The organism is Streptomyces sp. S063 (assembly GCF_002832675.1).
In the GTDB taxonomy this organism is placed as follows: domain Bacteria; phylum Actinomycetota; class Actinomycetes; order Streptomycetales; family Streptomycetaceae; genus Streptomyces; species Streptomyces sindenensis.
This window is the reverse complement of record NZ_CP021707.1, coordinates 3,163,706-3,185,971: the sequence shown is the minus strand read 5'-3', so window position 1 is coordinate 3,185,971 and position 22,266 is coordinate 3,163,706. Positions and strand designations below refer to the sequence as shown.

General features: G+C 72.3%; 15 protein-coding genes and 2 pseudogenes. 7 read left to right on the top strand and 10 right to left on the bottom strand.

From position 1 onward, the window contains the following. Positions 1–203: 203 nt before the first annotated feature. Positions 204–2,732: an ATP-dependent Clp protease ATP-binding subunit gene (locus CCZ36_RS14410; RefSeq protein ID WP_069740367.1), complete on the top strand. Its 2,529-nt coding sequence runs from the start codon at positions 204–206 to the stop codon at positions 2,730–2,732. A gap of 94 nt (positions 2,733–2,826) precedes the next feature. On the opposite strand, the gene CCZ36_RS14405 is transcribed toward CCZ36_RS14410, so the two are convergent. Both CCZ36_RS14405 and CCZ36_RS14400 read right to left on the bottom strand, forming a co-directional pair. Next, positions 2,827–6,087 (bottom strand): serine protease, encoded by a 3,261-nt coding sequence (locus CCZ36_RS14405; RefSeq protein WP_128817807.1) that lies wholly within the window; start codon positions 6,085–6,087, stop codon positions 2,827–2,829. Beyond that, a complete protein-coding gene (locus tag CCZ36_RS14400) occupies positions 6,084–6,440 on the bottom strand; it encodes a trypco2 family protein (RefSeq protein WP_069740369.1) in 357 nt (118 codons plus the stop codon). The genes CCZ36_RS14405 and CCZ36_RS14400 overlap by 4 nt, the downstream gene beginning before the upstream one ends. Positions 6,441–6,898: 458 nt before the next feature. Here CCZ36_RS14400 and CCZ36_RS14395 point away from each other — a divergent pair, with 458 nt between their 5' ends. Further along, positions 6,899–7,573: a M23 family metallopeptidase gene (locus tag CCZ36_RS14395; RefSeq protein WP_128817806.1), complete on the top strand. Its 675-nt coding sequence runs from the start codon at positions 6,899–6,901 to the stop codon at positions 7,571–7,573. 300 nt (positions 7,574–7,873) lie between these two features. On the opposite strand, the gene cseC is transcribed toward CCZ36_RS14395, so the two are convergent. The 5 genes and pseudogenes from cseC to CCZ36_RS14370 form a co-directional block, all read right to left on the bottom strand. Beyond that, positions 7,874–9,211: a two-component system sensor histidine kinase CseC gene (gene cseC, locus CCZ36_RS14390; protein WP_069740371.1), complete on the bottom strand. Its 1,338-nt coding sequence runs from the start codon at positions 9,209–9,211 to the stop codon at positions 7,874–7,876. Between the two features lie 76 nt (positions 9,212–9,287). Continuing rightward, positions 9,288–10,001 carry a two-component system response regulator CseB gene (gene cseB, locus CCZ36_RS14385; protein WP_128817805.1) on the bottom strand — a complete coding sequence of 238 codons (714 nt, stop codon included), beginning with the start codon at positions 9,999–10,001 and terminating at the stop codon, positions 9,288–9,290. 34 nt (positions 10,002–10,035) lie between these two features. Next, a pseudogene (locus CCZ36_RS14380) lies at positions 10,036–10,703 on the bottom strand (hypothetical protein). 83 nt (positions 10,704–10,786) lie between these two features. Beyond that, a complete protein-coding gene (locus tag CCZ36_RS14375; protein ID WP_069740374.1) occupies positions 10,787–11,458 on the bottom strand; it encodes a SigE family RNA polymerase sigma factor in 672 nt (223 codons plus the stop codon). A 169-nt stretch (positions 11,459–11,627) separates the two neighbouring features. Continuing rightward, on the bottom strand, positions 11,628–12,539 hold the full coding sequence (locus CCZ36_RS14370; protein ID WP_128817804.1) for an A/G-specific adenine glycosylase: 912 nt from the start codon (positions 12,537–12,539) through the stop codon (positions 11,628–11,630). A 304-nt stretch (positions 12,540–12,843) separates the two neighbouring features. Between CCZ36_RS14370 and CCZ36_RS14365 the strand changes: the two genes are divergently transcribed. Further along, positions 12,844–13,602: a hypothetical protein gene (locus CCZ36_RS14365; RefSeq protein ID WP_128819495.1), complete on the top strand. Its 759-nt coding sequence runs from the start codon at positions 12,844–12,846 to the stop codon at positions 13,600–13,602. Positions 13,603–13,828: 226 nt separating this feature from the next. On the opposite strand, the gene disA is transcribed toward CCZ36_RS14365, so the two are convergent. Next, entirely contained in the window at positions 13,829–14,953 is a 1,125-nt protein-coding gene (disA, locus tag CCZ36_RS14360; protein WP_069740377.1) for a DNA integrity scanning diadenylate cyclase DisA, read from the bottom strand. Between the two features lie 80 nt (positions 14,954–15,033). Continuing rightward, positions 15,034–16,446: a DNA repair protein RadA gene (gene radA, locus CCZ36_RS14355; RefSeq protein WP_069740378.1), complete on the bottom strand. Its 1,413-nt coding sequence runs from the start codon at positions 16,444–16,446 to the stop codon at positions 15,034–15,036. Positions 16,447–16,665: 219 nt separating this feature from the next. Between radA and CCZ36_RS14350 the strand changes: the two are divergent. Beyond that, positions 16,666–18,590 (top strand): annotated as a pseudogene (locus tag CCZ36_RS14350) (BACON domain-containing protein). Positions 18,591–18,677: 87 nt separating this feature from the next. On the opposite strand, the gene CCZ36_RS14345 reads toward CCZ36_RS14350, so the two are convergent. Further along, entirely contained in the window at positions 18,678–19,541 is an 864-nt protein-coding gene (locus tag CCZ36_RS14345; protein ID WP_069740554.1) for a hypothetical protein, read from the bottom strand. Positions 19,542–19,580: 39 nt separating this feature from the next. Between CCZ36_RS14345 and CCZ36_RS14340 the strand changes: the two genes are divergently transcribed. From CCZ36_RS14340 to CCZ36_RS14330, 3 genes are all read left to right on the top strand, one after another. Further along, positions 19,581–20,531, top strand: coding sequence for a Ppx/GppA phosphatase family protein (locus tag CCZ36_RS14340; protein WP_128817803.1), 951 nt, complete (start codon positions 19,581–19,583; stop codon positions 20,529–20,531). A gap of 144 nt (positions 20,532–20,675) precedes the next feature. Beyond that, a complete protein-coding gene (locus tag CCZ36_RS14335; RefSeq protein ID WP_206515801.1) occupies positions 20,676–21,509 on the top strand; it encodes a sugar phosphate isomerase/epimerase family protein in 834 nt (277 codons plus the stop codon). 13 nt (positions 21,510–21,522) lie between these two features. Further along, positions 21,523–22,143, top strand: coding sequence for a TetR/AcrR family transcriptional regulator (locus CCZ36_RS14330; protein ID WP_128817801.1), 621 nt, complete (start codon positions 21,523–21,525; stop codon positions 22,141–22,143). Positions 22,144–22,266 lie beyond the last annotated feature (123 nt).

Sequence of the window (22,266 nt, the reverse complement as noted above, 5' to 3'; positions counted from 1 at the left end):
CTGGCCTGCGGGAACATCGTCTCGCACCATCGGGTTGGAGCAGTTGTCAGCTGTTCGGCAGTAAGAATCCCCGCCCGGCGCGGGGTGATCCGGACGGATGTCGGCAGTTGGAATGAGCTGTCCCGTCCTGCGGGACTAGCATGCGGAAGGACTGGGAGGGGACCGACCCCTCACTGACCGACCGCTCTGAGGAGCGATTAACGATGTTCGAGAGGTTCACCGACCGCGCGCGGCGGGTTGTCGTCCTGGCTCAGGAAGAAGCCCGGATGCTCAACCACAACTACATCGGCACCGAGCACATCCTCCTGGGCCTGATCCACGAGGGTGAGGGTGTCGCCGCTAAGGCCCTGGAGAGCCTCGGGATTTCGCTCGAGGCGGTCCGCCAGCAGGTGGAGGAGATCATCGGGCAGGGGCAGCAGGCTCCTTCCGGGCACATCCCCTTCACCCCGCGAGCCAAGAAGGTCCTGGAGCTGTCGCTCCGCGAGGCCCTTCAGCTGGGCCACAACTACATCGGCACCGAGCACATCCTGCTCGGCCTGATCCGCGAGGGCGAGGGCGTCGCCGCCCAGGTCCTCGTGAAGCTGGGCGCCGACCTGAACCGGGTCCGGCAGCAGGTCATCCAGCTGCTTTCCGGGTACTCGGGCGGCAAGGAGACGGCGGCCGCGGGCGGCCCCGCCGAGGGCACGCCCTCCACGTCCCTGGTGCTCGACCAGTTCGGCCGGAATCTCACCCAGGCCGCTCGTGAGTCCAAGCTCGACCCGGTCATCGGGCGCGAGAAGGAGATCGAGCGGGTCATGCAGGTGCTGTCCCGCCGTACCAAGAACAACCCCGTCCTCATCGGCGAGCCCGGTGTCGGCAAGACGGCGGTCGTCGAGGGCCTGGCCCAGGCGATCGTCAAGGGCGAGGTGCCCGAGACCCTCAAGGACAAGCACCTCTACACCCTGGACCTGGGTGCCCTGGTCGCCGGTTCGCGGTACCGGGGTGACTTCGAGGAGCGCCTGAAGAAGGTCCTCAAGGAGATCCGCACCCGCGGCGACATCATCCTGTTCATCGACGAGCTCCACACGCTGGTCGGTGCGGGTGCCGCGGAGGGCGCCATCGACGCGGCCTCGATCCTCAAGCCCATGCTGGCGCGCGGTGAGCTCCAGACCATCGGCGCCACCACGCTCGACGAGTACCGCAAGCACCTGGAGAAGGACGCCGCTCTTGAGCGCCGCTTCCAGCCCATCCAGGTCGCGGAGCCGTCGCTGCCGCACACCATCGAGATCCTCAAGGGTCTGCGCGACCGTTACGAGGCCCACCACCGGGTCTCCATCACGGACGAGGCCCTCGTCCAGGCCGCGACCCTGGCCGACCGGTACATCTCGGACCGCTTCCTGCCGGACAAGGCGATCGACCTGATCGACGAGGCCGGCTCCCGGATGCGCATCCGCCGGATGACCGCGCCGCCGGACCTCCGCGAGTTCGACGAGAAGATCGCGGGTGTCCGCCGCGACAAGGAGTCGGCCATCGACTCCCAGGACTTCGAGAAGGCGGCTTCCCTCCGCGACAAGGAGAAGCAGCTGCTGGCGGCGAAGGCCAAGCGGGAGAAGGAGTGGAAGGCCGGCGACATGGACGTCGTCGCCGAGGTCGACGGCGAGCTGATCGCCGAAGTCCTGGCCACCGCCACCGGTATCCCGGTCTTCAAGCTGACGGAGGAGGAGTCCTCCCGTCTGCTGCGCATGGAGGACGAGCTCCACAAGCGCGTCATCGGCCAGAAGGACGCCATCAAGGCCCTCTCGCAGGCGATCCGCCGTACGCGAGCCGGGCTGAAGGACCCGAAGCGCCCCGGTGGCTCGTTCATCTTCGCCGGCCCGTCCGGTGTCGGTAAGACCGAGCTGTCCAAGACGCTCGCCGAATTCCTCTTCGGCGACGAGGACGCGCTGATCTCCCTCGACATGTCGGAGTTCAGCGAGAAGCACACGGTTTCCCGCCTCTTCGGTTCGCCCCCCGGTTACGTGGGCTACGAGGAGGGCGGCCAGCTCACCGAGAAGGTGCGCCGCAAGCCGTTCTCCGTCGTGCTCTTCGACGAGGTCGAGAAGGCCCACCCCGATATCTTCAATTCCCTGCTCCAGATTCTGGAGGACGGTCGCCTGACCGACTCCCAGGGTCGGGTCGTGGACTTCAAGAACACGGTCATCATCATGACGACCAACCTCGGGACCCGGGACATCTCCAAGGGCTTCAACCTGGGCTTCGCCGCCCAGGGCGACGTCAAGACCAACTACGAGCGCATGAAGGTCAAGGTCAACGAAGAGCTCAAGCAGCACTTCCGGCCGGAATTCCTCAACCGTGTCGACGACACGGTGGTCTTCCACCAGCTGACCGAGGAAGACATCATCCAGATCGTCGACCTCATGCTCGCCAAGGTCGACGAGCGTCTCAAGGACCGCGACATGGGCATCGAGCTCAGCGGCGAGGCCAAGACGCTGCTCGCCAAGAAGGGCTACGACCCCGTGATGGGCGCTCGGCCGCTGCGCCGGACGATCCAGCGGCAGATCGAGGACGTCCTCTCCGAGAAGATCCTCTTCGGCGAGCTGCGTCCCGGTCACATCGTGGTCGTGGGCACGGAGGGCGAGGGCGACGACAAGACGTTCACCTTCCGCGGCGAGGAGAAGTCGGCTCTGCCCGACGTCCCCCCGATCGAGCAGGCGGCAGGCGGCGCCGGCCCGAACCTGTCGAAGGACGCGTGACGCGCAGGTAGGGCGTGAGCCCGAGCGCGCGTGAGGGGCTGCCCCGGAATCGGTATCCGTACCGGTCCGGGGCAGCCCCTTTTCGTGTTCCGGGTCAGTAGGGATCGACCGTGAGCCGATCGCCCAGTTCCGCCGCCCCGATGAGGCGGGATTTCCCCAGCCCGGTCACCTCCACCCGGAGGTCCGGCCAGGAGTGCAGGGACGTGAGGTCCAGGACGCGCCGTTCCGAGGCTTCCACGATGAGGTTGGTGACTCCTGGGAAGAGCTTGCGCAGCATGCCCATGTCCCTGCCGTGGTGGGGGGCCTGCACGGTCAGCTGCTCGATGGCGGGGGCGCAGTGCTTCGGGTCCGGCTGGTGCGCCCAAGGGAACGAGGTGAGGTGGAGACGGGTGATCCGGGAGTGTTCCCGCAGGGCGGTAAGGGCGTCGTCGAACCCTGCGGGCTCGGAGATGCTCAGCTCCTCGAGCGATGTCCAGGCGCCGAGTCCGTCCAGCACGAACGGGCGGCGGTTCGCCACGATCAGTCTGGTGACGCCGGGGTGGGCGGCGATCTCGCTCAGCCGGTCGACCGCGAGCCGGTCCAGGCTGAGGCGCTCCAGGCGGCGAAGTCCGGTCAGCGGAGCCAGGTCCCGGGGCTGCATCGTCCGCACGTCCAGGGTCAGGGCTGCGAGCTCGTCGAGCTCGGTGAGCGGTGCCAGATCCCGGACCTCGGGGCACTGCGTGATGATCAGCATCCGCAAGCCGGCTTTGAGGGGACTGAGCCAGGAGACCCCGGAGAGGAGCGCGTTCGGGCCGATAGCGAGCATCCGGACCCGTTGTTCTTCCATGGCCGCGCTGATCTCCGCGTCGGGAAGATCCCCGTACAGCGACAGGGCGTACAGCGGCGGCAGGTGCCGCAGTGCCCTCAGCTGCCCGAGGTCGCTGGCCATGAGAACGGAGCTTTGGAGGTTGCCGTGGACCAGCACTTCGGTGGCGTACTCGTCGGGTGGAAAGCGGTCCCACGCGTTCACGAAGGTGTGGCTGAGGTGCGGATACGCCCGTATCCACGTGCGAGCGTGGGGGACGGCTGAGGCCCCTCCGATCCGTACGATCAGCCGGGCCGCGTGCTTGGCGCCAGGACTCTCGCCGGGCACCTCCTGAGGCTCCGGCAGGAACTCCAGCGCGGCCGGTCCCAGCCGGGTCAGCGAGCGTACGTGGGCCTCGTCGGCCGGCGGGAACAGTGACGCCGTGCTCCGCCGGACCCGGTCCCGTACCGTCCCGTCCAGCCAGGTCGCGTGCTGGGCGCACAGAGCGGCGAGGACATGGAGATCGGTGCGCCCGATCGTCCCCGCTCCGTGCTGCTGGCCCGCGTCCAGCAGCCCTGTCACCAGCGCGGCCAGTTCACGCCGTCCGCAGTGTCCCGCCGCCAGCAGGATCACGTCCTGCCAGGACTCCTCGCCCGCGTGGCGCAGCAGCTCGCCCAGGTGCTCGTCCTCGACGAGTTCCTTCGCGGCCAGATAGTCCTGGAAGGTCCGGTGGATGAACTGGTAGGTGTCGTCCCCGTGCTCCTGGAGCAGCCCGCTGCGGTTGAGCAGGTGCGTGAGGATCTTCTCCGGCGGGCCCTGGACGCTGACCCGCTCCATCCCGGCCAGGGCGCGCCGCAGCTGGCGCAGGGCCTGGGGCCGGGTGAACTCCGACTGGCCCTCACGGACCAGCCACACCGCGATCCGCTGGAGGAGCTGCGTGTGCTCCTCGACCTCCAGACCGACGCCCTCGGGCTGCCCGAGCCGGCGGCGGTCGTCGCGGTGGCCGAGGAGCATCTCCAGGGCCGAGCGGTAGAGCTTCCAGCGGGTCTCCGGGAGGAGGCCGTCGCGCAGGCGGTGCAGGGCGCAGATCACCGCGCAGAGCAGCGGCGTACGCGCCAGGTCACGGAGGGTGGGGTTCTGGTCGAACTGGCGGGAGAGATCGCGTTCCAGTTCGTCCAGCCGGTCGTGGTCGTCCTGCTCGGACAGCCGGGCCGCCCGGTGCCAGGAGCCCACGAACGCCTGGATGTCCTCGTTCCGCATCGGCAGCAGGCGCAACTCCGCGAAGTCCTCGGAGCGCAGCCAGTCCGCTTCGACGGCGAGCGGCCGTACGGTCACCACGCACCGGGTCTCCGGGTAGCGGGCCAGCAGCTGCGAGAGCCAGGTGTGCGCCTGCTCGCGCTCCTCCGGCGGCACCTCGTCCAGCCCGTCCACCAGCAGGAGTGCCCGGCCCGACTCCAGGACCCGGCCCGCCCAGCCCTCCGGGGCCGTATCGACCACCAGCCCCGCCGCACCCGACAGCTCGGCCGGGCCCGGGAACGTACCCCCGCGGGCCCTCAGGGTGCGCAGGGGCACCACGAAGGGGACCAGGCCGTTCAGCGGGGCCAGGGCGTCGCCCAGGGTGCGGGCAGAGGCGTGCGCGGCGAGCCACCACAGCAGCGTCGTCTTGCCCGCGCCCGCGTCGCCGCGGAGCAGCACCCGGGGGCGGTCGGCGAGGAGGTCGTCGATGCGCCGGGGGAGGGGCGGGCCCGGCGCGGCCCGGTCCTGGGCCTGGGCCTGGGCCTGGGCTTCCAGGCTGAGGTAGGCGGTGTCCAGGTCCCATTCCCGGTCGTGGCGGCTCAGCTCGTCCAGGCCGAAGATCTTCGTACGGCGGTAGGCGACACCGAGCGCCTGCGCGTACTCCGCCTCGTACCGCAGGTCGCGCGGGAAGCTGCCGTGGACGCGTTCCTGGCGCAGGCCGACCCCGGTCCGCTCACAGACGAGCCGGAAGGGCTTCGCGGCGAGGACCGGCCCCAGCGGCACGCACTCGACCCGGTGGCCGTCGCGCTGCCGGGGCACCTGGCGGGCCACGCCCAGCAGGACGTCCCCCATGAAGACGGGACCGCCTGAGAGCCCGGAGAGCGCCGCCGGCTCGTCGTCCGGGCGGGCGGCGGGCGGGCCGTCCAGCTCACAGACCAAGAGGCCGCGGACCCGGCCCGCCCCGGGCAGGACCGTCGCCGTGTACTGGTCCGCCTCCAGCCGCCGGTCGGGGCCGTACCGCTGGACGCGGGGGAAGCCGGTGATCTCGCAGCCGGGTATCGCCTGGCTGCTGTCGATCACGCCGAGCCGCACGGGCAGGACCGGGCGCACCGGCTCGACCGTCTCCAGCAGGGCCACGTCCAACTGGTAGTCGATCCAGGCGACGGTGGCCCGTATCCGGTCCGCGAGCGCGGGGTGGGCGACGAGGACGGACCCGGACTTGACCACATGGGCGCAGGTCAGGACGAGCCGGTCGGCGATCAGGACGCCGCTGCCCTGCTGGATCGCGGAGACGACGACCGTGCGGTCGGCGGGATGGACGACGGCCGGGCTCATGTACGGGAGGCCCCGTCACCGAACCCCGCCGTCGACCCGTCGTCCTCGGTACCGATCTCCCACGCCTCGCCCGTCCTCGCGTTGCGCGGGGTCAGGGTGAAGGCGACCTTGTGCGTGCGCCCCGTGGCCCGGGACGCGTCCGCGCCCGCCTCCACCACCCAGGCCTTCACCTTGCCGCCCGCCTTCGCCTCCCGGCGCAGTTCGAGGGTGAACTCCATCTGGATGTCGCCGACCGCGAAGGACACGGGGTGGTCGGTGCCCCGGGTCGCCGCGTCGATGAGCTGGTTACGGATGGACGCCACGGCGTCCGCGAGCTCGATGCCGTCCAGCGCGTGGGTGTTCTCGGCCGTCATGGGGGTCCCCCGGGGGTGCGGTGCCGCTTTCCCGTCAGCGTAGTGAACCAGCGGGCCGAAGGTCCCGAATCGGAAGGACTTAGGTCCCACCGGCGGTGACAAGGCGCACAGCCCGAAACAGGCCTACTACTCGCGCTAGGAGAGAGGGCCGTGATCGGCCGCGGGACCTTCGGCCCGGCGTCGCCGGGCCCTTCTGAGGTTCTGGGCGATACAGCCGTTTCGCGGTGCCATGTCCGGAAAAGAGCCCACGGAACAGGCGTTAAACGTCTTTCGCGCGAAGGATTTCGTGGCCTCCGCCCGCCCCTCATGGGGGGACAACCTCGGTCAATTCCCCCTGCCCTCTCTACGGCTTTTCTTCGTAGATGGGGTGTTTGAGCATCGGCCGGGGCGCGGGTTACCAAGGTTGAGCAAGCCCGGACAGCACGCCGGGTCCACTCACCTTCGGAGGACTTCCTCGTATGAAGCGCGCAACGAACCAGCACACCATCCGCCCGTCCGCCTTCCGCGTCCGTGGCGCCGTCCTGGCCGCCGGCCTGGGGGCGACCGTGGTGCTGGGTGCCGGAACGGCGTTCGCCTCCAGCGGCTCCGCCGCCGCTGCCCCCCTTGCCGCGAGCACGACCGCCGAGTCGGTCGCCCAGCAGGCGGCCTCGCAGGCCAAGGCCGCGGACGCGGCGAAGAAGACGGCCGCGAAGAAGGCCGCGAAGAAGAACGCCGCCTCCTGGAAGGCCCCGGTCAAGAAGTACAAGCTGACCGCCAGCTACGGCACCGGCGGCGCCCGCTGGGCCGCCAAGCACTCCGGCCAGGACTTCGCCGTGCCGATCGGCACCCCGGTCTCGGCCGTCCACACCGGCACCGTCGTGAAGGCCGGCCCGAACGGCGCCGGTGACGGCCCCGCGTACGGCAACGCCGTCGTGATCAAGCACTCCAACGGCAAGTACTCGCAGTACGCGCACCTGTCGAAGGTCAACGTGAAGATCGGCCAGCAGGTCAAGACGGGCCAGAAGATCGCCCTGTCCGGCAACACCGGAAACTCCAGCGGCCCGCACCTGCACTTCGAGATCCGCACCACCCCGAACTACGGCTCGGCGCTGAACCCGGCCGCGTTCCTCCGCTCGGTGCACGTCTCCATCTGATCCGGCCGGCGTAACCGCGCGGCCCGCAGCCGGAGACCGGGCGCCCAGCGCCGCACGGCACCCGGCGGCCGCGCAGCACAACCGAAGAGCGTTCAGTGGACCCGTTACACCCCGGTACCCGGGGCGTGCGCCCGGGTCACCCACCGACGGCGACGTCGAGGACAGCCTCACGGCTCACTCCTCGGGGTCGCCGTCGGCGTTTCTCTCCAGGACCACGCGGTACGGCTCAGTCCGAGGGCTGCCGCTCAGACCGCGTGGTGCCGTTCAGTCCGAGGTGCCGCCCAGTTCGTGGGGTGCCGTTCAGTCCGACGGCTGCCGCTGGTCCGCCACCCGCAGCACCGGGAAGCTCCCCGTCACCGTCGGCGCGTGCTCCGGCAGCCACAGCACCGCGATCGCCCCGCCCGTACCCTCCGCCGCACCCGAGGGCGCCGCGTTCCGGAAGGTCAGCCGGGCCCCGAGCACCCTCGCCTGGCCCGCCGCGATCGTCAGCCCCAGCCCGTGCCCGTGCCCGGCCCGGTCCACGCTTCCGGTACGGAACCGGCTCGGCCCGTCCCGCAGCAGCTCCTCCGGGAACCCCGGACCGTGGTCGCGGACCCGGACCACCCGGCCCTCGACCGAGACCTCCACCGGGGTCGAGCCGTGCTTGGCGGCGTTCCCCAGGAGATTGCCGAGGATGCGCTCCAGCCGGCGCGGATCGGTGGAGACCCACGACTCATGGATCACCCGCACGGTCACATCGGGGTTCAGCAGCCCGATCCGTCGGCTGACGAACTCCCCGAGCGGCAGCTCCTGGAGTTCCGCCCGCTCCGAGGCACTGTCCAGGCGGGCCACCTCCAGGACGTCCTCGACCAGCGTCCGCATTGCCTGGGCCCGGTCCCGTACCAGCTCGGTGGGGCGGCCCGGAGGCAGCAGCTCGGCCGCCGTGAGCAGCCCGGTCACCGGGGTACGCAGCTCATGGGCGATGTCCGCGGTGACCCGGCGCTCCGCCTCGATCCGCTCGTTCAGGGCGTCGGTCAGCGCGTCGACCGCCCGTGCCAGCTCGTCCGTCTCGTCGCGGACGACCCCGCCGACGGCCTCCCTGACCCGTACGTCCGTCTGCCCCTGGGCGACCCGGCCCGCCGCGGCCGCCGCCTTGCGCAGCCGGCGCGAGAGCTGGCCGCCGATGAGCACCCCGAGCGCGCAGCCGCCGAAGACCACCGAGACCGAGCCGATGATCAGGGCCCGGTCCAGATCGTCCATGATCGTGGCGGAGCGGTCCGCGAACCGGGTGTGCAGCGACAGGACGTTCCCGCCCGGCAGGGGCACCGCCGCCCAGACCTCGGGGACCCCGTCGGCCCCCTGCTCGACATGAGTGGCCCGGCGGTTCTTGCGCACCTCGTCGCGCAGGCTCTGCGGGATCGTCGGGTCGTTGAGCTTCGCCCCGAACTTCGGGCCGCCCTTCTGCATGTTCGTCGCCTCGTAGAACCGCTGCGCGCCCAGCAGCCGCTCCAACTGCACCTCGCGGGCGTTCTCGATCATCGAGACGCGGGCCGCGTTGTGCACGACGAGGCTCAGGGCCACCGCGATGAGCGCGCCGACCGCCGCGATGGCGATGCTGATCTTCCAGCGGACACCGGTCCGCAGAGCCAACCGCTTCATGGGCCCACCACCGGCCGCTCCATCTGTGGCCCCCTCGACCGCACCTGTGGCCCTGTCGGCCGCACCTGTGGCCGTCTCATCCGCGCAGCTTGTAGCCGAAGCCGCGGACCGTGTCGATCCGGTCCTGGCCGATCTTGGTGCGCAGCCGCTGCACATGGACGTCGACGACCCGGGTGTCCCCGCCCCAGCCGTAGTCCCAGACCCGTTCCAGCAGCCGGTCGCGGGAGAGGACCGTGCCCGGCGCGGACGAGAACTCCAGCAGCAGCCGCATCTCGGTGGGCGTCAGCGCCACCTGCTCACCGGAGCGCCGCACCTCCATGCCGTCCGTGTCGACCTCCAGATCGCCGAAGACCAGCACCCCGCCGAGCGCCTCGTCCGCCGCCTCCGTACCGCCCGACCCCGCGCCGTCCGGTCCGGCCGCGTGGCCGAAGCGGCGCAGCACCGCCCGGATGCGGGCGACCAGGACCGCCCCGTCGAAGGGCTTCGTGACGTAGTCGTCGGCTCCGGCCTCCAGGCCGAGCACCACGTCGATCGAGTCGGCCCGTGCGGAGAGCATGATCACCGGTACGGTCGACTCATCCCGGATGCGGCGGCACAGGCTCACCCCGTCCAGACCCGGCACCATCACGTCGAGCAGGGCGATGTCCGGCCGGTCGGCGCGGAACGCCTCCAGACCGGAGAGCCCGTCGGGCATCGCGGTGACCGTGAAACCGACCCGCTCCAGGGCGAGCTGGGTGGCCTCGCGGATCACGTCGTCGTCCTCGACGAAGAGGACGTGGGTCTCGGCCATGGGGCTGCTTCTCGCTTTCCGTTCCCGCCCGGTGTCAGTTTCTGCCCGGCTGCGCCGGTTCGTCCGCCGGCTCCGGCTCCACCGGTTCCGACTGCACGGGCAGGTCGCCGTCCGTGCCCTCGACGGCCCGGCTGAAGTCGTTGTGCACCCGGTCGTGCTCGGTGAAGCGGTCGCTCGCCCAACGGTAGGTGACCACTTCCGAGCCGGACGGGGACGCCAGCGGATCCTTCGAACCGTAGACCTGGGTCGTCACCACCAGATCCCCCGGTCGATCGTTCCGTACACGGCGGGGACCTCGGCGGCGAAGACGTTCTTGTAGGAGCCGTCGTCGTCCGCCCGGTACACATATGTCCCGACGCTCACCGAGTCGGCGCAGCTCATCACGTTGACCACCACGTCGGCGGTGCGGCCGCCGGTCATCGAGCCGTACGAGGTGTCGATCGGATAGGCCTTGCCCGCGCAGGGCTTCAGCCCCTCCCGGACCCGCTCGCCCACCTTGGGATCGCTCTTGAGGAGCCGTACGGCGTCGACCCGCCGCACGGCCGGGGTCGTGCCGGACGGGCTGGGCTGCTGGGTGATCTGGGCGACCGGCTGACTGCCGGCGGGACCCTCGTCCCGGGTGCCGGTGCCGCCCGAGGAGCAGCCGACGCCGAACAGCCCGAAGGCGACGAGTCCGGCCAAGACCGTGCCACTCGCCGCCATGCCGCCCCGGAAGCGCGGCCTCCGGACCGGACTCCCCGGTCCGTCGCCGTCCCCGAGGCCGCCGCCCCCACCGCTGCTGCCACTCAGGCCGCGCACCGCTCCATCCCCCGCTCGTCGTGACGCCCGTTCCGCTGCGCCGGTGTGTGTGCCTTCGCCCCCGGCACCGACGTCAGCGGCGACCGCTGGGCGGGGACACGGGCGGAGGCGGCCGGCGCCGCGCCCCTCGGACCCCGGTGCTCCCGGGCGACCGCCTCGCGACTGTCCAGCTCGCGGCTCTCCAGCTCCTGACGCAGTCGCGCCAGGGCCCGGTGCAGCGTGCTCTTGACCGTACCGGCCGACATGCCGAGCGCAGCGGCCGTCTCCTCCGTGCTCATCTGCTCCCAGTGTCGCAGCACGACGACGCTGCGCTGCTTCGGAGCCAGAATCCCGAGGATGTCCATCAGCAGGGCGCGGTCGGCACGCTGCTCACTGCCGTCGTCTACGCTCGCGTCGGGCAGCTGCTCGGTCGGGACCTCTTCGAGCTTGCGCGCCCGCCACCACTCCGTGCGGGTGTTGATCATGACGCGGCGCAGATAGGCGTCGGCCAGGGACTTGTCGGCGATGCCGTCCCAGCGGCCGTACGTACGCACCAGGGCGGTCTGCAGCAGGTCCTGGGCATCGACGGGGTCGGGGACCAGCCGACGCGCACTGCGCAGCAGCGCGTCCTGCCGTGTGCGTACGTAGTCCTCGAACGCGAGCACCTCGCCCTGCGCCATGACAACCGCCTCCGTCCCCGATGAATCCCCGTGGTCACTGCTGTCGCAGACGCTACGGAGGCGTTGTCACGGCGATGTGCGGAGCAGCCGTAGGCCGGTGCACGGCTGCCCATCGGTTGTGTAACAGCGCGGGGCCGAGGCCCCGGGAGCCAGGGCGTGCCCGGCGGGATCAGGTCAGCGGCAGCCGGTACCGCCCGTCGGCCAGCGGCTCGACCAGACCGTCGGCGACCAGCCCGTCCAGCGCTCTGGCCCGCTGCACCGGCTCCTCCCACACCGCGTCCAGGGCGGCCTGCGGTACGGGGCTCACCGCGTCCCGCAACACCGCCAGCAGCCGTCCGCGCACCTGGCGGTCGGTACCGGCGTACGTCTGGCCCTTGCGCGGCGGACCCTCGTGCGCGGGCTTCCCGGCCAGCCGCCAGGCACACCGCGAGGCGATCGGGCACCGGTCGCAGTCCTCGTTGCGCGCGGTGCACACGAGGGCGCCCAGCTCCATCGTGGCCGCCGCCCACTTCGCCGCCCGCTCGTCCTCGTCCGGGAGCAGCGCCCGGGCGAGCTTGCGCTCGGCGGCCGTCGTCGCGTTCGGCGGGTACTGGACCCCGGTCGCGGCGCGGGCGAACACCCGGCGGACGTTCGTGTCGAGCACCGCGTGCCGCTGTCCGTACGCGAACGAGGCCACGGCCGCCGCCGTGTACTCGCCGATCCCGGGCAGCGCCAGCAGCTGGGCATGCTCGCTCGGTACGTCACCGCCGTGCCGTTCCGTTATCGCCTGCGCGGCCCCGTGCAGCCGCAGCGCGCGGCGCGGGTAGCCGAGCCGGCCCCAGGCGCGGACCGCCTCGCCGGGCGCCTCGGCGGCCAGGTCGGCGGGGCGGGGCCAGCGGGCGAGCCACTGTTCGTACACCGGGAGGACCCGGCTCACCGGGGTCTGCTGCAGCATGAACTCGCTGACCATCACGCCCCAGGCGCCCGCCTCGGGGCGGCGCCAGGGCAGATCGCGGGCATGCTGCTCGAACCACCCGATGACGGGGGTGTGGAGGGAGGCGGCGGGGGGCGTCTGGGGTGAAGGGGAAGTCATGGCAGTCATGGCACTGACGATCCTGGCACGGAAGACGGGGCGGGCGTCACGGACGCGGGGGTGTCGGCCCGCGCGGCGGGCCCAGGGGGTGACAACGCCACCCGTTCTGTCCCCTGTGACCGGGTCGCGACCCTCTTCCCGTGATGATGATCGGCAAAACTTGTGAGCGGAGCGGCGGGTGGGGCCGGACTCGGTCCGGATCTCTCGTAGAGTTCGGCCCGTGGGATCTATGCGTAATCCGGTCGGTCCGCTTCCCTCCAGCATCTACTGGCGACGAAGGGCGGTAGCGGGACTTCTGGTTGCGCTGCTCGCCGTGCTGATCGCCTGGGCGGTGACGTCCGGCGGCGGTGGAGGCGGTAAGGACGACGCCAAGCCCGGCGGCTCCGACCCGGTCGAGTCGATCACCCCCGGCCCGGGCAGCTCCGGTCCCGCGATCAGCCAACAGCCGGGCGGCCGCGACGAGTCGGACGACGAGGACGGCTCCGGCGGTACGGGCGGCTCCGACGGCTCGGGTGAGTCCTCGGGCGGTTCGTCCGACGGCGGTTCGCCCGACGGTTCGTCAACAGACGGTACGAGCACGGGTGCCGGCGATTCGTCCGGTGCGGACACGGCCGGTTCGGGCGGCGGCGGCAGTGCGGGCCAGCAGGTCCCCGCCGGGTCCCCGCTCCCCGAGTGCAAGCCTTCGGCCGTGCAGTTGAGCCTGCGGACGAAGGTCAGTTACGGCCCCGACGACAAGCCGAAGTTCGAGCTGATCGCGAAGAACACGTCCTCGGCCACGTGCAAGGCCGACTTCGGCCCGAAGAGCGCGGTGCTCACGGTGACGGAGGCGGGGGGCGAGGACGACGACCCGATCTGGTCCTCGAAGGACTGCCCCGCGGCGGCGGGCCCGCTGTTCCTGAAGGTGCCGGCGGGGGCGACGGTGATCCACACGGTGGACTGGAACCGCACCCTGTCCGCGCCCGGGTGCGCGACGCCGCCGTCGGGGAAGGCGGGCCCGGGAACATATCTCCTGGAGGCGAAGGCGCCGGGAGAACCGGTCCAGCGAGCGTCGTTCGTCCTGGCGAAGGACTGACGGCCCGTACCCCAGCCCGTCCGGCGACGGCCCCAGCCCCAGCCCCGTCCGGCGGTTGAGGACGGAACCGTCCAGGTGGGCGGGCGCTGCGCCACAAAATCCGGGCCGGCCCGTAGAGCCACCGCCCGCCGGGCAGCGGCGTTCCGTCCTCAACCGCCGGACGGCTGGAGGCAGTCCGGGCTCAGCCCTCGGACGCCGGACAGGCGGGAAATGGCGCTGCCAGGCCTCAGACGTAGCGTTCCAGGATCGATGACTCCGCCAGCCGCGACAGCCCCTCGCGGACACTCCGCGCCCGCGCCTCGCCGACCCCGTCCACCGTCTGGAGATCGTCCACGCTCGCGGCGAGGAGCTTCTGAAGCCCACCGAAGTGCTCCACCAGCCGCTCGATGATCGCCCCCGGCAGCCGCGGCACCTTCGCCAGCAGCCGGAAGCCCCGCGGGGACACCGCCGAGTCCAGCGTCTCCGGCGAGCCGCTGTAGCCCAGCGCCCGCGCCACCACCGGCAGCTCCAGCAGCTCCGTGTGGCTCAGGGCGTCCAGCTCGGTCAGCGCCTCGGCCACCGTGCGCGACCGCTTCGCCGTCGGCTCGGGCACATAGTCCCGGACGACCAGCTCCCGCTCCGGCTCCACACCCGCGATCAGCTCGTCCAGCTGGAGGGAGAGCAGCCGTCCGTCGGTGCCGAGCTCGACCACGTACTCCGCGATCTCCGTCGCGATCCGCCTCACCATCTCCAGCCGCTGCGCCACCGCCGTCACGTCCCGGACGGTGACCAGGTCCTCGATCTCCAGCGCGGACAGCGTGCCCGCGACCTCGTCGAGGCGGAGCTTGTACCGCTCCAGCGTGGCGAGCGCCTGATTGGCCCGGGACAGGATCGCGGAGGACTCCTCCAGGACCCGCCGCTCCCCGTCCACGTACAGCGCGATCAGCCGCATCGACTGGGAGACCGAGACGACGGGGAAGCCGCACGCCTTGGAGACCCGGTCCGCCGTACGGTGCCGGGTGCCCGTCTCCTCCGTGGGGATCGACGCGTCCGGGACCAGCTGCACGCCGGCCCGCAGGATCTTGGTCATGTCCTTGTCGAGGATCAGCGCCCCGTCGAGCTTGCACAGCTCGCGCAGCCGCGTCGCCGTGAACTCCACGTCCAGCACGAATCCGCCGGTGCACATCGACTCGACGGTCCGGTCCATGCCCAGCACGATCAGGCCACCGGTATTGCCGCGGAGAATGCGCTCCAGGCCGTCCCGCAGGGCCATACCGGGCGCGACCGCGCTCAGCGAGGCGCGCATCAGCGCCTCGTTACCGGTGCCTTGGCCGGACTTTCCGGGCGTCGTCGCCCGGTCGTTGGCTGCCACTGCACTCCTCCGGTCACAGGTTTGCGGTGCCCTTGCGTCCCCCATGCCGTGTCCACGGGCGGGCGAGACCAGGGCAAAGTCTACCGGCGCGCGTTGTCCTCCTGTGGTGCCTCCTGGCGAGAGCGGCGCGGGAGGACCCGCAGAGCGTCGCCCATGTCGGCGACTTCCGTGACCTTCATACCGGCCGGAACCCGCCCCGGATCGGTCGGTACGAGGGCATGGGTGAAGCCCAGACGGTGTGCCTCGGCCAGCCTCCGCTGCACCCCGGTGACCCTTCTGACCTCGCCCGCGAGCCCCACCTCGCCGATCGCGACCAGGTTCTTCGGGAGCGGGGTGTCGCTGGCCGCGCTGGCCAGCGCGAGCGCGACCGCCAGGTCGGCGGCGGGCTCAGTGAGCTTCACGCCGCCCACCGTCGCGCTGTAGATGTCCCGCTTGCCGAGCGCGCTGATCCGGCCCCGCTGCTCCAGCACGGCGAGCATCATCGAGACCCGGGAGGTCTCCAGACCGGAGGTCGTGCGCCGGGGCGAGGGGATCTGCGAGTCGACGGTGAGCGCCTGGACCTCGGCGACCAGCGGCCGCTTGCCCTCCAGCGTCACCGTCAGGCAGGTGCCCGGCACGGCCACGTCGCGGCGGGTCAGGAAGAGGCCCGACGGGTCGGCGAGACCGGTGATGCCCTCGTCGTGCAGCTCGAAGCAGCCGACCTCGTCGGTCGCCCCGTAACGGTTCTTGACGCCGCGCACCAGCCGCAGCCGGGCATGCCGGTCGCCCTCGAAGGACAGCACCACGTCCACCAGGTGCTCCAGCAGCCGGGGTCCGGCGATCGCGCCGTCCTTCGTTACATGGCCGACCAGCAGCGTGGCCATCCCACGCTCCTTGGAGGCCCGGATCAGCGCCCCGGCGACCTCCCGGACCTGCGCCATCCCGCCGGGCGCGCCGTCGATCTCGGGCGAGGCGACCGTCTGCACCGAGTCCAGGACCAGCAGCGACGGCTTGACCTCGTCCAGATGCGCGAGCACCGCCGACAGATCGGTCTCCGCCGCGAGGTAGAGGTGGTCGTTGATCGCCTTGATCCGGTCGGCCCGCAGCCGGACCTGGCTCGCGGACTCCTCGGCGGTCACATAGAGCGTGCGGTGGTCGTCGCTCGCCGCCTTGGCCGCCACGTCCAGCAGCAGCGTCGACTTGCCGACCCCCGGCTCGCCGGCCAGCAGCACGACCGCGCCCGGCACGAGCCCACCACCCAGCACCCGGTCCAGCTCGCCGACACCGGTGGAGCGGGCCGTGGCCGTGCGGCTGTCGACCTGGCCGATCGGCAGGGCGGCGGTGGAGACCCGGCCCGCCGCCGTCGTGCGCACGGCGGGGGCGCCGCCGAACTCCTCGACCGTCCCCCACGCCTGGCACTCGGGGCAACGGCCGAGCCATTTGGCGGTCGTCCAGCCGCATTCGGTGCAGCGGTAGGACGGCCGGTCCTTCGCGGATTTCGTACGGGCAGCCATGGCGTCACCGTATAGGTGGGGTACGACAACGCCGCACCGGCGGTCGGCGCGCACCGCCCCGCCGCGCGCAGGGCGCGCGGAAGCACTCCGGAGCACTACGGGCGGAATCCGTGACCTCTGTCCGCTTTCACAACTCTTTCGAGGGATACATTCACCCGTAAGGATTAAATGCACCCAAGGGGCGCTTGAGGTATGCGCTCCTTTGCCTACGGTCGCCGGGTGACGAGCAGCAGGCTGGAGACCCCGACGCACACCACCGGCGCACACCGGGCGCACCGCCGAGGCACCGACGCCCCGGCACAGCGATCGCCCGCACGTTACGAGCCGTATCTCGACGGCCTCTTCACGTACTGCCTCTCCGTGCTCTGCGACCACGACGCGGCCACCGAAGCGCTCGGCGCCGTCCTGGCGATCGCGGACCGGCAGGAGGCCCGGGGCCCCGCGGCCGAGGAGGAACGTAAATCCTGGCTGTACGCCCTGGCCCGGTGGACCTGCCTGCGGGCGCTCACCGAGCGCGGGCGCGGCCGTCAGGCCCACCGCCGACCTTCGGGGGCGGTCAAACCTCGCCGTACGGCCAAGGCCTCCGGGACCGGCATGGCCAGGGAGTCCGAGCCCGGCACCGGGCCCGTGACCGCAAAAGGGGCGCGCGCCGCTCGGCGCACGCCGGAGCACACCGCCCCGGCCGTCTCCCCGCGGACCCCGCCCGCGGCCCCGGCCGCCCCCGCCACCCCGAGGACGCCACCACCCCGGCCCCCGCCGAGTCACCGGCCGCCGAGGCCCGCCGCCGGGAGCTCGCCACGCTCGCCTGGCCCGAGGCCGCGGGCACCACCCCGGAGCAGCGCGAAGCCCTCGAACTGGCCGTCCGCCACCGTCTCCCCCCGCGCGCCGTCGCCACCGTGCTCGGTCTGGAGCCCGCCACCGCCCGGGAGCTGCTGGCCGCCGCGGCCTGCGAGGTGGAGCGGACCCGCGCGGCCCTCGCCGTCGTCGAGGGTGGCGACTGCCCCACCGTCGCCCGGCTCACCGGCGACCACCAGGTGCTGCTCTCCGCCGCCCTGCGCCGCGAGCTCGTCCGGCACGTCGACGACTGCCCCCGCTGCCGCCGCGCCGCCGAACGGGCGGACGCGGCGGGGCCCTGGCCCGGAGCGGCCCTGACGCCGGCCGCCTCCCTGCCCCTCGTGGAGGCCCCCCGCCCCTCCGTCCGCGTCGCGATGGCCCAGGCCCACCGCTCCCGCGCCGCGGGCCCGCGCTTCGACCGGAGCGGATACCCGCTCGACCCCAAGGACCAGGCCGCCCGCCGGGACCGGCTGCGCGCCCGGGTCGTGACGACCACGGTCGTCGCGACGGTGGTCGCCGCCCCCGTCATCGCCCTCTGGGCCGCGTACCGGGGAGCGCCGCAGACCGGCGAGGGCCACGACGGCACCTCGGTCACCGCCACGGAGGTGGACGGCGCGGGCGGTATGAGCGGCGACCCCCACCCCTCTTACGAGAACACCGGCCACGGCCGCCCCGGCGACCGTTTCGGCGCCCGCGTCCCGGACGTCACCGCCGAGGTCGTCAGCACCGGCGGTGCGCGGCACGGCGACGCCCGGCTTGCGGTGACGGCCCGGACCTCCGGGGCCGTCACGACGATCACGCTGACCGCGTCCGGCCGGGGACCGGTCGGCTGGTCCGCGTCGACGGACGCCCCGTGGCTGCGACTCAGCCGTACGTCGGGCACGCTCGCGGCCGGAGAGTCCACCACGATCGCGGTCTCGGTGATCCGGGACGCACAGCCGGCCGGTCCGTGGCGGGCCCGGATCTCGCTGACCCCCTCGGGCTCCGCCGTACTCATCGACGGTCACGGGGTCACCGCCCCGACTGCGGGCGGCCCGCGCCCCACCCGCCCCGGCACGGAATCTCCCCGCCCCACGGACCCGGGTCCCTCGGACCCCGGGCCGACCGATCCGGGCCCGACCGACCCCGGTCCCACGGACCCGGGCCCCACCGACCCCGGTCCCACCGACCCCACGGACCCGCCGGACCCCACGGACCCGCCGGACCCGACCGATCCGCCCGACCCCACGGAGCCGCCCGGACCGACGCCGGACCCGACCGGCCCGAGCCCCACGGACCCCGATCCGGCCGACCCGGCCCCGGCGGGCTGAGGACCACGCGGCCGGGGCCCGGCGGGCTGACGCGGCCGGGGCCCGGCGGGGCGGAACGCCGGGCCCCAGGACCTCAGCGCTTCTCCTTCAGCGCTTCTTCGTCGCCGCGGGCAGCGGCGGGTCCGCCGGGTGCGGGGCCATCGGCAGCAGCGAGGACAGTCGCTCCTCGCAGAGCTCGACCAGCCGGTCGTAGCCCTCCTTGCCCATCAGCTCGATCAGCTCCGGCCGGTAGCTCACGTACACCGGGTCACCGGCCCCGTGCGCCGAGGTGGCCGACGTGCACCACCAGTGCAGATCGTGGCCGCCCGGACCCCAGCCCCTGCGGTCGTACTCCCCGATCGTCACCTGGAGCACCCGGGTGTCGTCGGGCCGGTCGATCCAGTCGTACGTCCGCCGCACCGGCAGCTGCCAGCACACGTCCGGCTTGGTCTCCAGGGGCTCCTTGCCCTCCCGCAGCGCCAGGATGTGCAGGGAGCAGCCGGCCCCGGCGGGGAACCCGGGCCGGTTCTGGAAGATGCAGGAGCCCTCCCAGCGGCGCGTCTGGCGCTCGCCGTCCTCGTCGACGCCGACCCAGCCCGTCTCCGTACCGACGTCGTGGAACTGCCACAGCTCCGGCGTGAGCCGCGCCACGTGCTCCGCGACCCGCTTCTCGTCGTCCTCGTCGGAGAAGTGCGCGCCCAGCGTGCAGCAGCCGTCGTCCGCGCGGCCCGCCTGGATGCCCTGGCAGCCGCTGCCGAAGATGCAGGTCCACCGGGAGGTCAGCCAGGTCAGGTCGCAGCGGAAGACCTGCTCGTCGTCCGCCGGGTCGGGGAACTCCACCCAGGCCCGCGCGAAGTCGAGGCCCTTCTCGTCGGACGGGTCCGGTCCGCTCGCCTCCGGTCGTGCTTCCTGCTTGTTCGACTTCGGCTTCTTCGTGGCTTTGTCCTGCTTAGCCTTTTTCGTCTTTGGCACGCGGACAGCGTAAGTCCGATGGCGCAGTAGCGTTCCCGTATGAGACTCGGAGTCCTCGACGTGGGATCGAACACCGTTCATCTGCTGGTGGTCGACGCCCACCCCGGCGCCCGCCCGCTGCCCGCGCACTCGCACAAGGCCGAGCTCCGGCTCGCCGAACTCCTCGACGAGACCGGCGCGATCGGCCCCCTCGGTATCGACCGGCTCGTGTCGACGATCGCCGGCGCCGTCCAGGCCGCCGAGGACAAGGGGTGCGAGGACGTGCTGCCGTTCGCCACCTCCGCGGTGCGCGAGGCCACCAACGCGGACCTGGTGCTGGAGCGGGTACGGGTCGAGACCGGCGTCGACCTCGCCGTCCTCAGCGGCGAGGAGGAGGCCCGGCTCACCTTCCTGGCCGCCCGCCGCTGGTTCGGCTGGTCCGCGGGCAAGCTCCTCGTCCTGGACATCGGCGGCGGCTCGCTGGAGATCGCCTTCGGTATCGACGAGGAGCCCGACACCGCCGTCTCCCTGCCGCTCGGCGCGGGGCGCCTCACCGGTGCCTGGCTGCCGGACGACCCGGCCGACCCCCAACAGGTCAGGGCGCTGCGACGGCACGTCCGGGCGAGCATCGCGCGGACCGTGGGCGAGTTCGCCCGGGCCGGCCGCCCCGACCACGTCGTCGCCACCTCCAAGACCTTCAAGCAGCTCGCCCGGATCGCCGGAGCCGCCCGCTCCACCGAGGGCCTGTACGTCCAGCGCTCGCTGAGCCGCAAGGCGCTGGAGGACTGGGTGCCCAAACTGGCGGCGATGACCGTCGAGGAGCGCGGCCGGCTCCCCGGAGTCTCCGAGGGCCGGGCCGCCCAGCTGCTCGCCGGGGCGCTGGTGGCCGAGGGCGCGATGGACCTCTTCGGCGTCGAGGAGCTGGAGATCTGCCCCTGGGCCCTGCGCGAGGGCGTCATCCTGCGCCGCCTGGACCACCTCCCGGTGGAACGGGCCGCTCTGCCCGGGTGAGGCGAGACACGGGGCGGGGCGGAACGGTACGGGACGCACCGCATCGGTGACGTACGGTCACGTCTCCATGGCCCTGATCACTTTCGGCCAGGACCAGGCGGAGTGGCGCATCACTGCCCGTACGCTGTCCAGGTGGCAGAACCAGTGGTGCGCATCCCCGATGCGAAGGTCGCCCTGTCGACGGCCTCGGTCTACCCCGAGTCCACGGCGACGGCCTTCGAGATCGCCGCGCGCCTGGGGTACGACGGCGTCGAGGTCATGGTCTGGACCGACCCCGTCAGCCAGGACATCGAGGCCCTGCGCCGGCTCTCCGACTACCACCGGGTGCCGATCCTCGCGGTGCACGCCCCCTGCCTCCTGATCACCCAGCGCGTCTGGTCCACCGACCCCTGGGTCAAGCTCCAGCGGGCGAAGGCCGCCGCCGAGAAGCTCGGCGCCTCCACCGTCGTGGTGCACCCCCCGTTCCGGTGGCAGCGCAACTACGCCCGCGACTTCGTGACCGGGATCTGGCGGATGGCCGGCGAGACCGACGTCCGGTTCGCCGTCGAGAACATGTACCCCTGGCGCTACCGGGACCGCGAGATGCTCGCGTACGCCCCCGACTGGGACGTCACCAACGACGACTACCGGCACTTCACGGTCGACCTCTCGCACACCGCTACCGCCCGCACCGAGGCGCTCGCCATGGTCGACCGGATGGGCGACCGGCTCGCCCACGTCCACCTCGCCGACGGCAGGGGCTCGGCCAAGGACGAGCACCTGGTGCCCGGCCGGGGCGACCAGCCGTGCGCGGAGCTGCTGGAGCGTCTGGCCCGTACGGGCTTCGACGGCCATGTCGTCATCGAGGTCAACACCCGGCGCGCGATGTCCTCCGCCGAACGCGAGGCCGATCTCGCGGAGGCGCTGGCCTTCACCCGCCTCCACCTGGCCGCCTCCGCCGCCGCCCCCGACCCGTCCCCGAACATCCACCGCCCGTGACTCAGGAGCGGCCATGACCGACGACGCTCCCGCCGCCCCGCGTCGCCGGGGCCGACCCTCCCGCAAGGCCGCGTCCGAAGGACCCGACGCCCGGACGCGCATCCTGGAGGCGGCCCGTACGGAGTTCGCCGAGCGCGGCTACGACAAGACGTCGATCCGGGGCATCGCCAAGGCCGCGAGGGTCGACGCGGCCCTCGTCCACCACTACTTCGGCACGAAGGACGAGGTCTTCGCCGCGGCCGTCGAGGTCACCTTCGAGCCCGCCCTGGTGATCCCCACCGTCCTCGGCGGCCCGCCGGAGGGCCTGGGGGAGCGGCTGGCGCGCTTCTTCCTCTCCGTGTGGGAGGACCCCGGCACCCGTACGCCCCTGCTGGCGATCCTGCGCTCGGCGGTCAGCCACGAGGCGGCCGCGAACGTCCTGCGCGACTTCGTGCTGCGCCGGCTGCTGGAGCGGATCGCGGCGGAGCTCGACGTACCGGACCCCACCCTCCGCGCCGAGCTGGCCGCGTCGCACATGCTCGGCATCGCGATGCTCCGGTACGTCGTCCGGGCCGAGCCGCTCGCCTCCGCGGACCCGGAGGAGATCGTCGCGATGGTGGCGCCCACGCTCCAGAGATACTTGGGCGAGGGCTGAGGAGAGGGGCCGGGCGCTGACCGCCCACCGGCCATCGCATCCCGTATTGCGGACAGCCTGTCCAGATCTTGGATCCGGGGCGTACGCTCGAAGACAGCCTTTTCTTCAACTGTCGGAGGCAGG

Bases quoted from the DNA above. Each gene is read 5' to 3' on its own strand.
- CCZ36_RS14395 (WP_128817806.1), top strand. From the start codon at position 6,899: ATGAAGCGCGCAACGAACCAGCACACCATCCGCCCGTCCGCCTTCCGC.
- radA (WP_069740378.1), bottom strand. From the start codon at position 16,446: ATGGCTGCCCGTACGAAATCCGCGAAGGACCGGCCGTCCTACCGCTGC.
- CCZ36_RS14400 (WP_069740369.1), bottom strand. From the start codon at position 6,440: ATGACGGCCGAGAACACCCACGCGCTGGACGGCATCGAGCTCGCGGAC.
- CCZ36_RS14330 (WP_128817801.1), top strand. From the start codon at position 21,523: ATGACCGACGACGCTCCCGCCGCCCCGCGTCGCCGGGGCCGACCCTCC.
- CCZ36_RS14375 (WP_069740374.1), bottom strand. From the start codon at position 11,458: ATGGCGCAGGGCGAGGTGCTCGCGTTCGAGGACTACGTACGCACACGG.
- CCZ36_RS14405 (WP_128817807.1), bottom strand. From the start codon at position 6,087: ATGAGCCCGGCCGTCGTCCATCCCGCCGACCGCACGGTCGTCGTCTCC.
- cseB (WP_128817805.1), bottom strand. From the start codon at position 10,001: ATGGCCGAGACCCACGTCCTCTTCGTCGAGGACGACGACGTGATCCGC.
- CCZ36_RS14340 (WP_128817803.1), top strand. From the start codon at position 19,581: ATGAGACTCGGAGTCCTCGACGTGGGATCGAACACCGTTCATCTGCTG.
- CCZ36_RS14370 (WP_128817804.1), bottom strand. From the start codon at position 12,539: ATGACTGCCATGACTTCCCCTTCACCCCAGACGCCCCCCGCCGCCTCC.
- cseC (WP_069740371.1), bottom strand. From the start codon at position 9,211: ATGAAGCGGTTGGCTCTGCGGACCGGTGTCCGCTGGAAGATCAGCATC.
- CCZ36_RS14410 (WP_069740367.1), top strand. From the start codon at position 204: ATGTTCGAGAGGTTCACCGACCGCGCGCGGCGGGTTGTCGTCCTGGCT.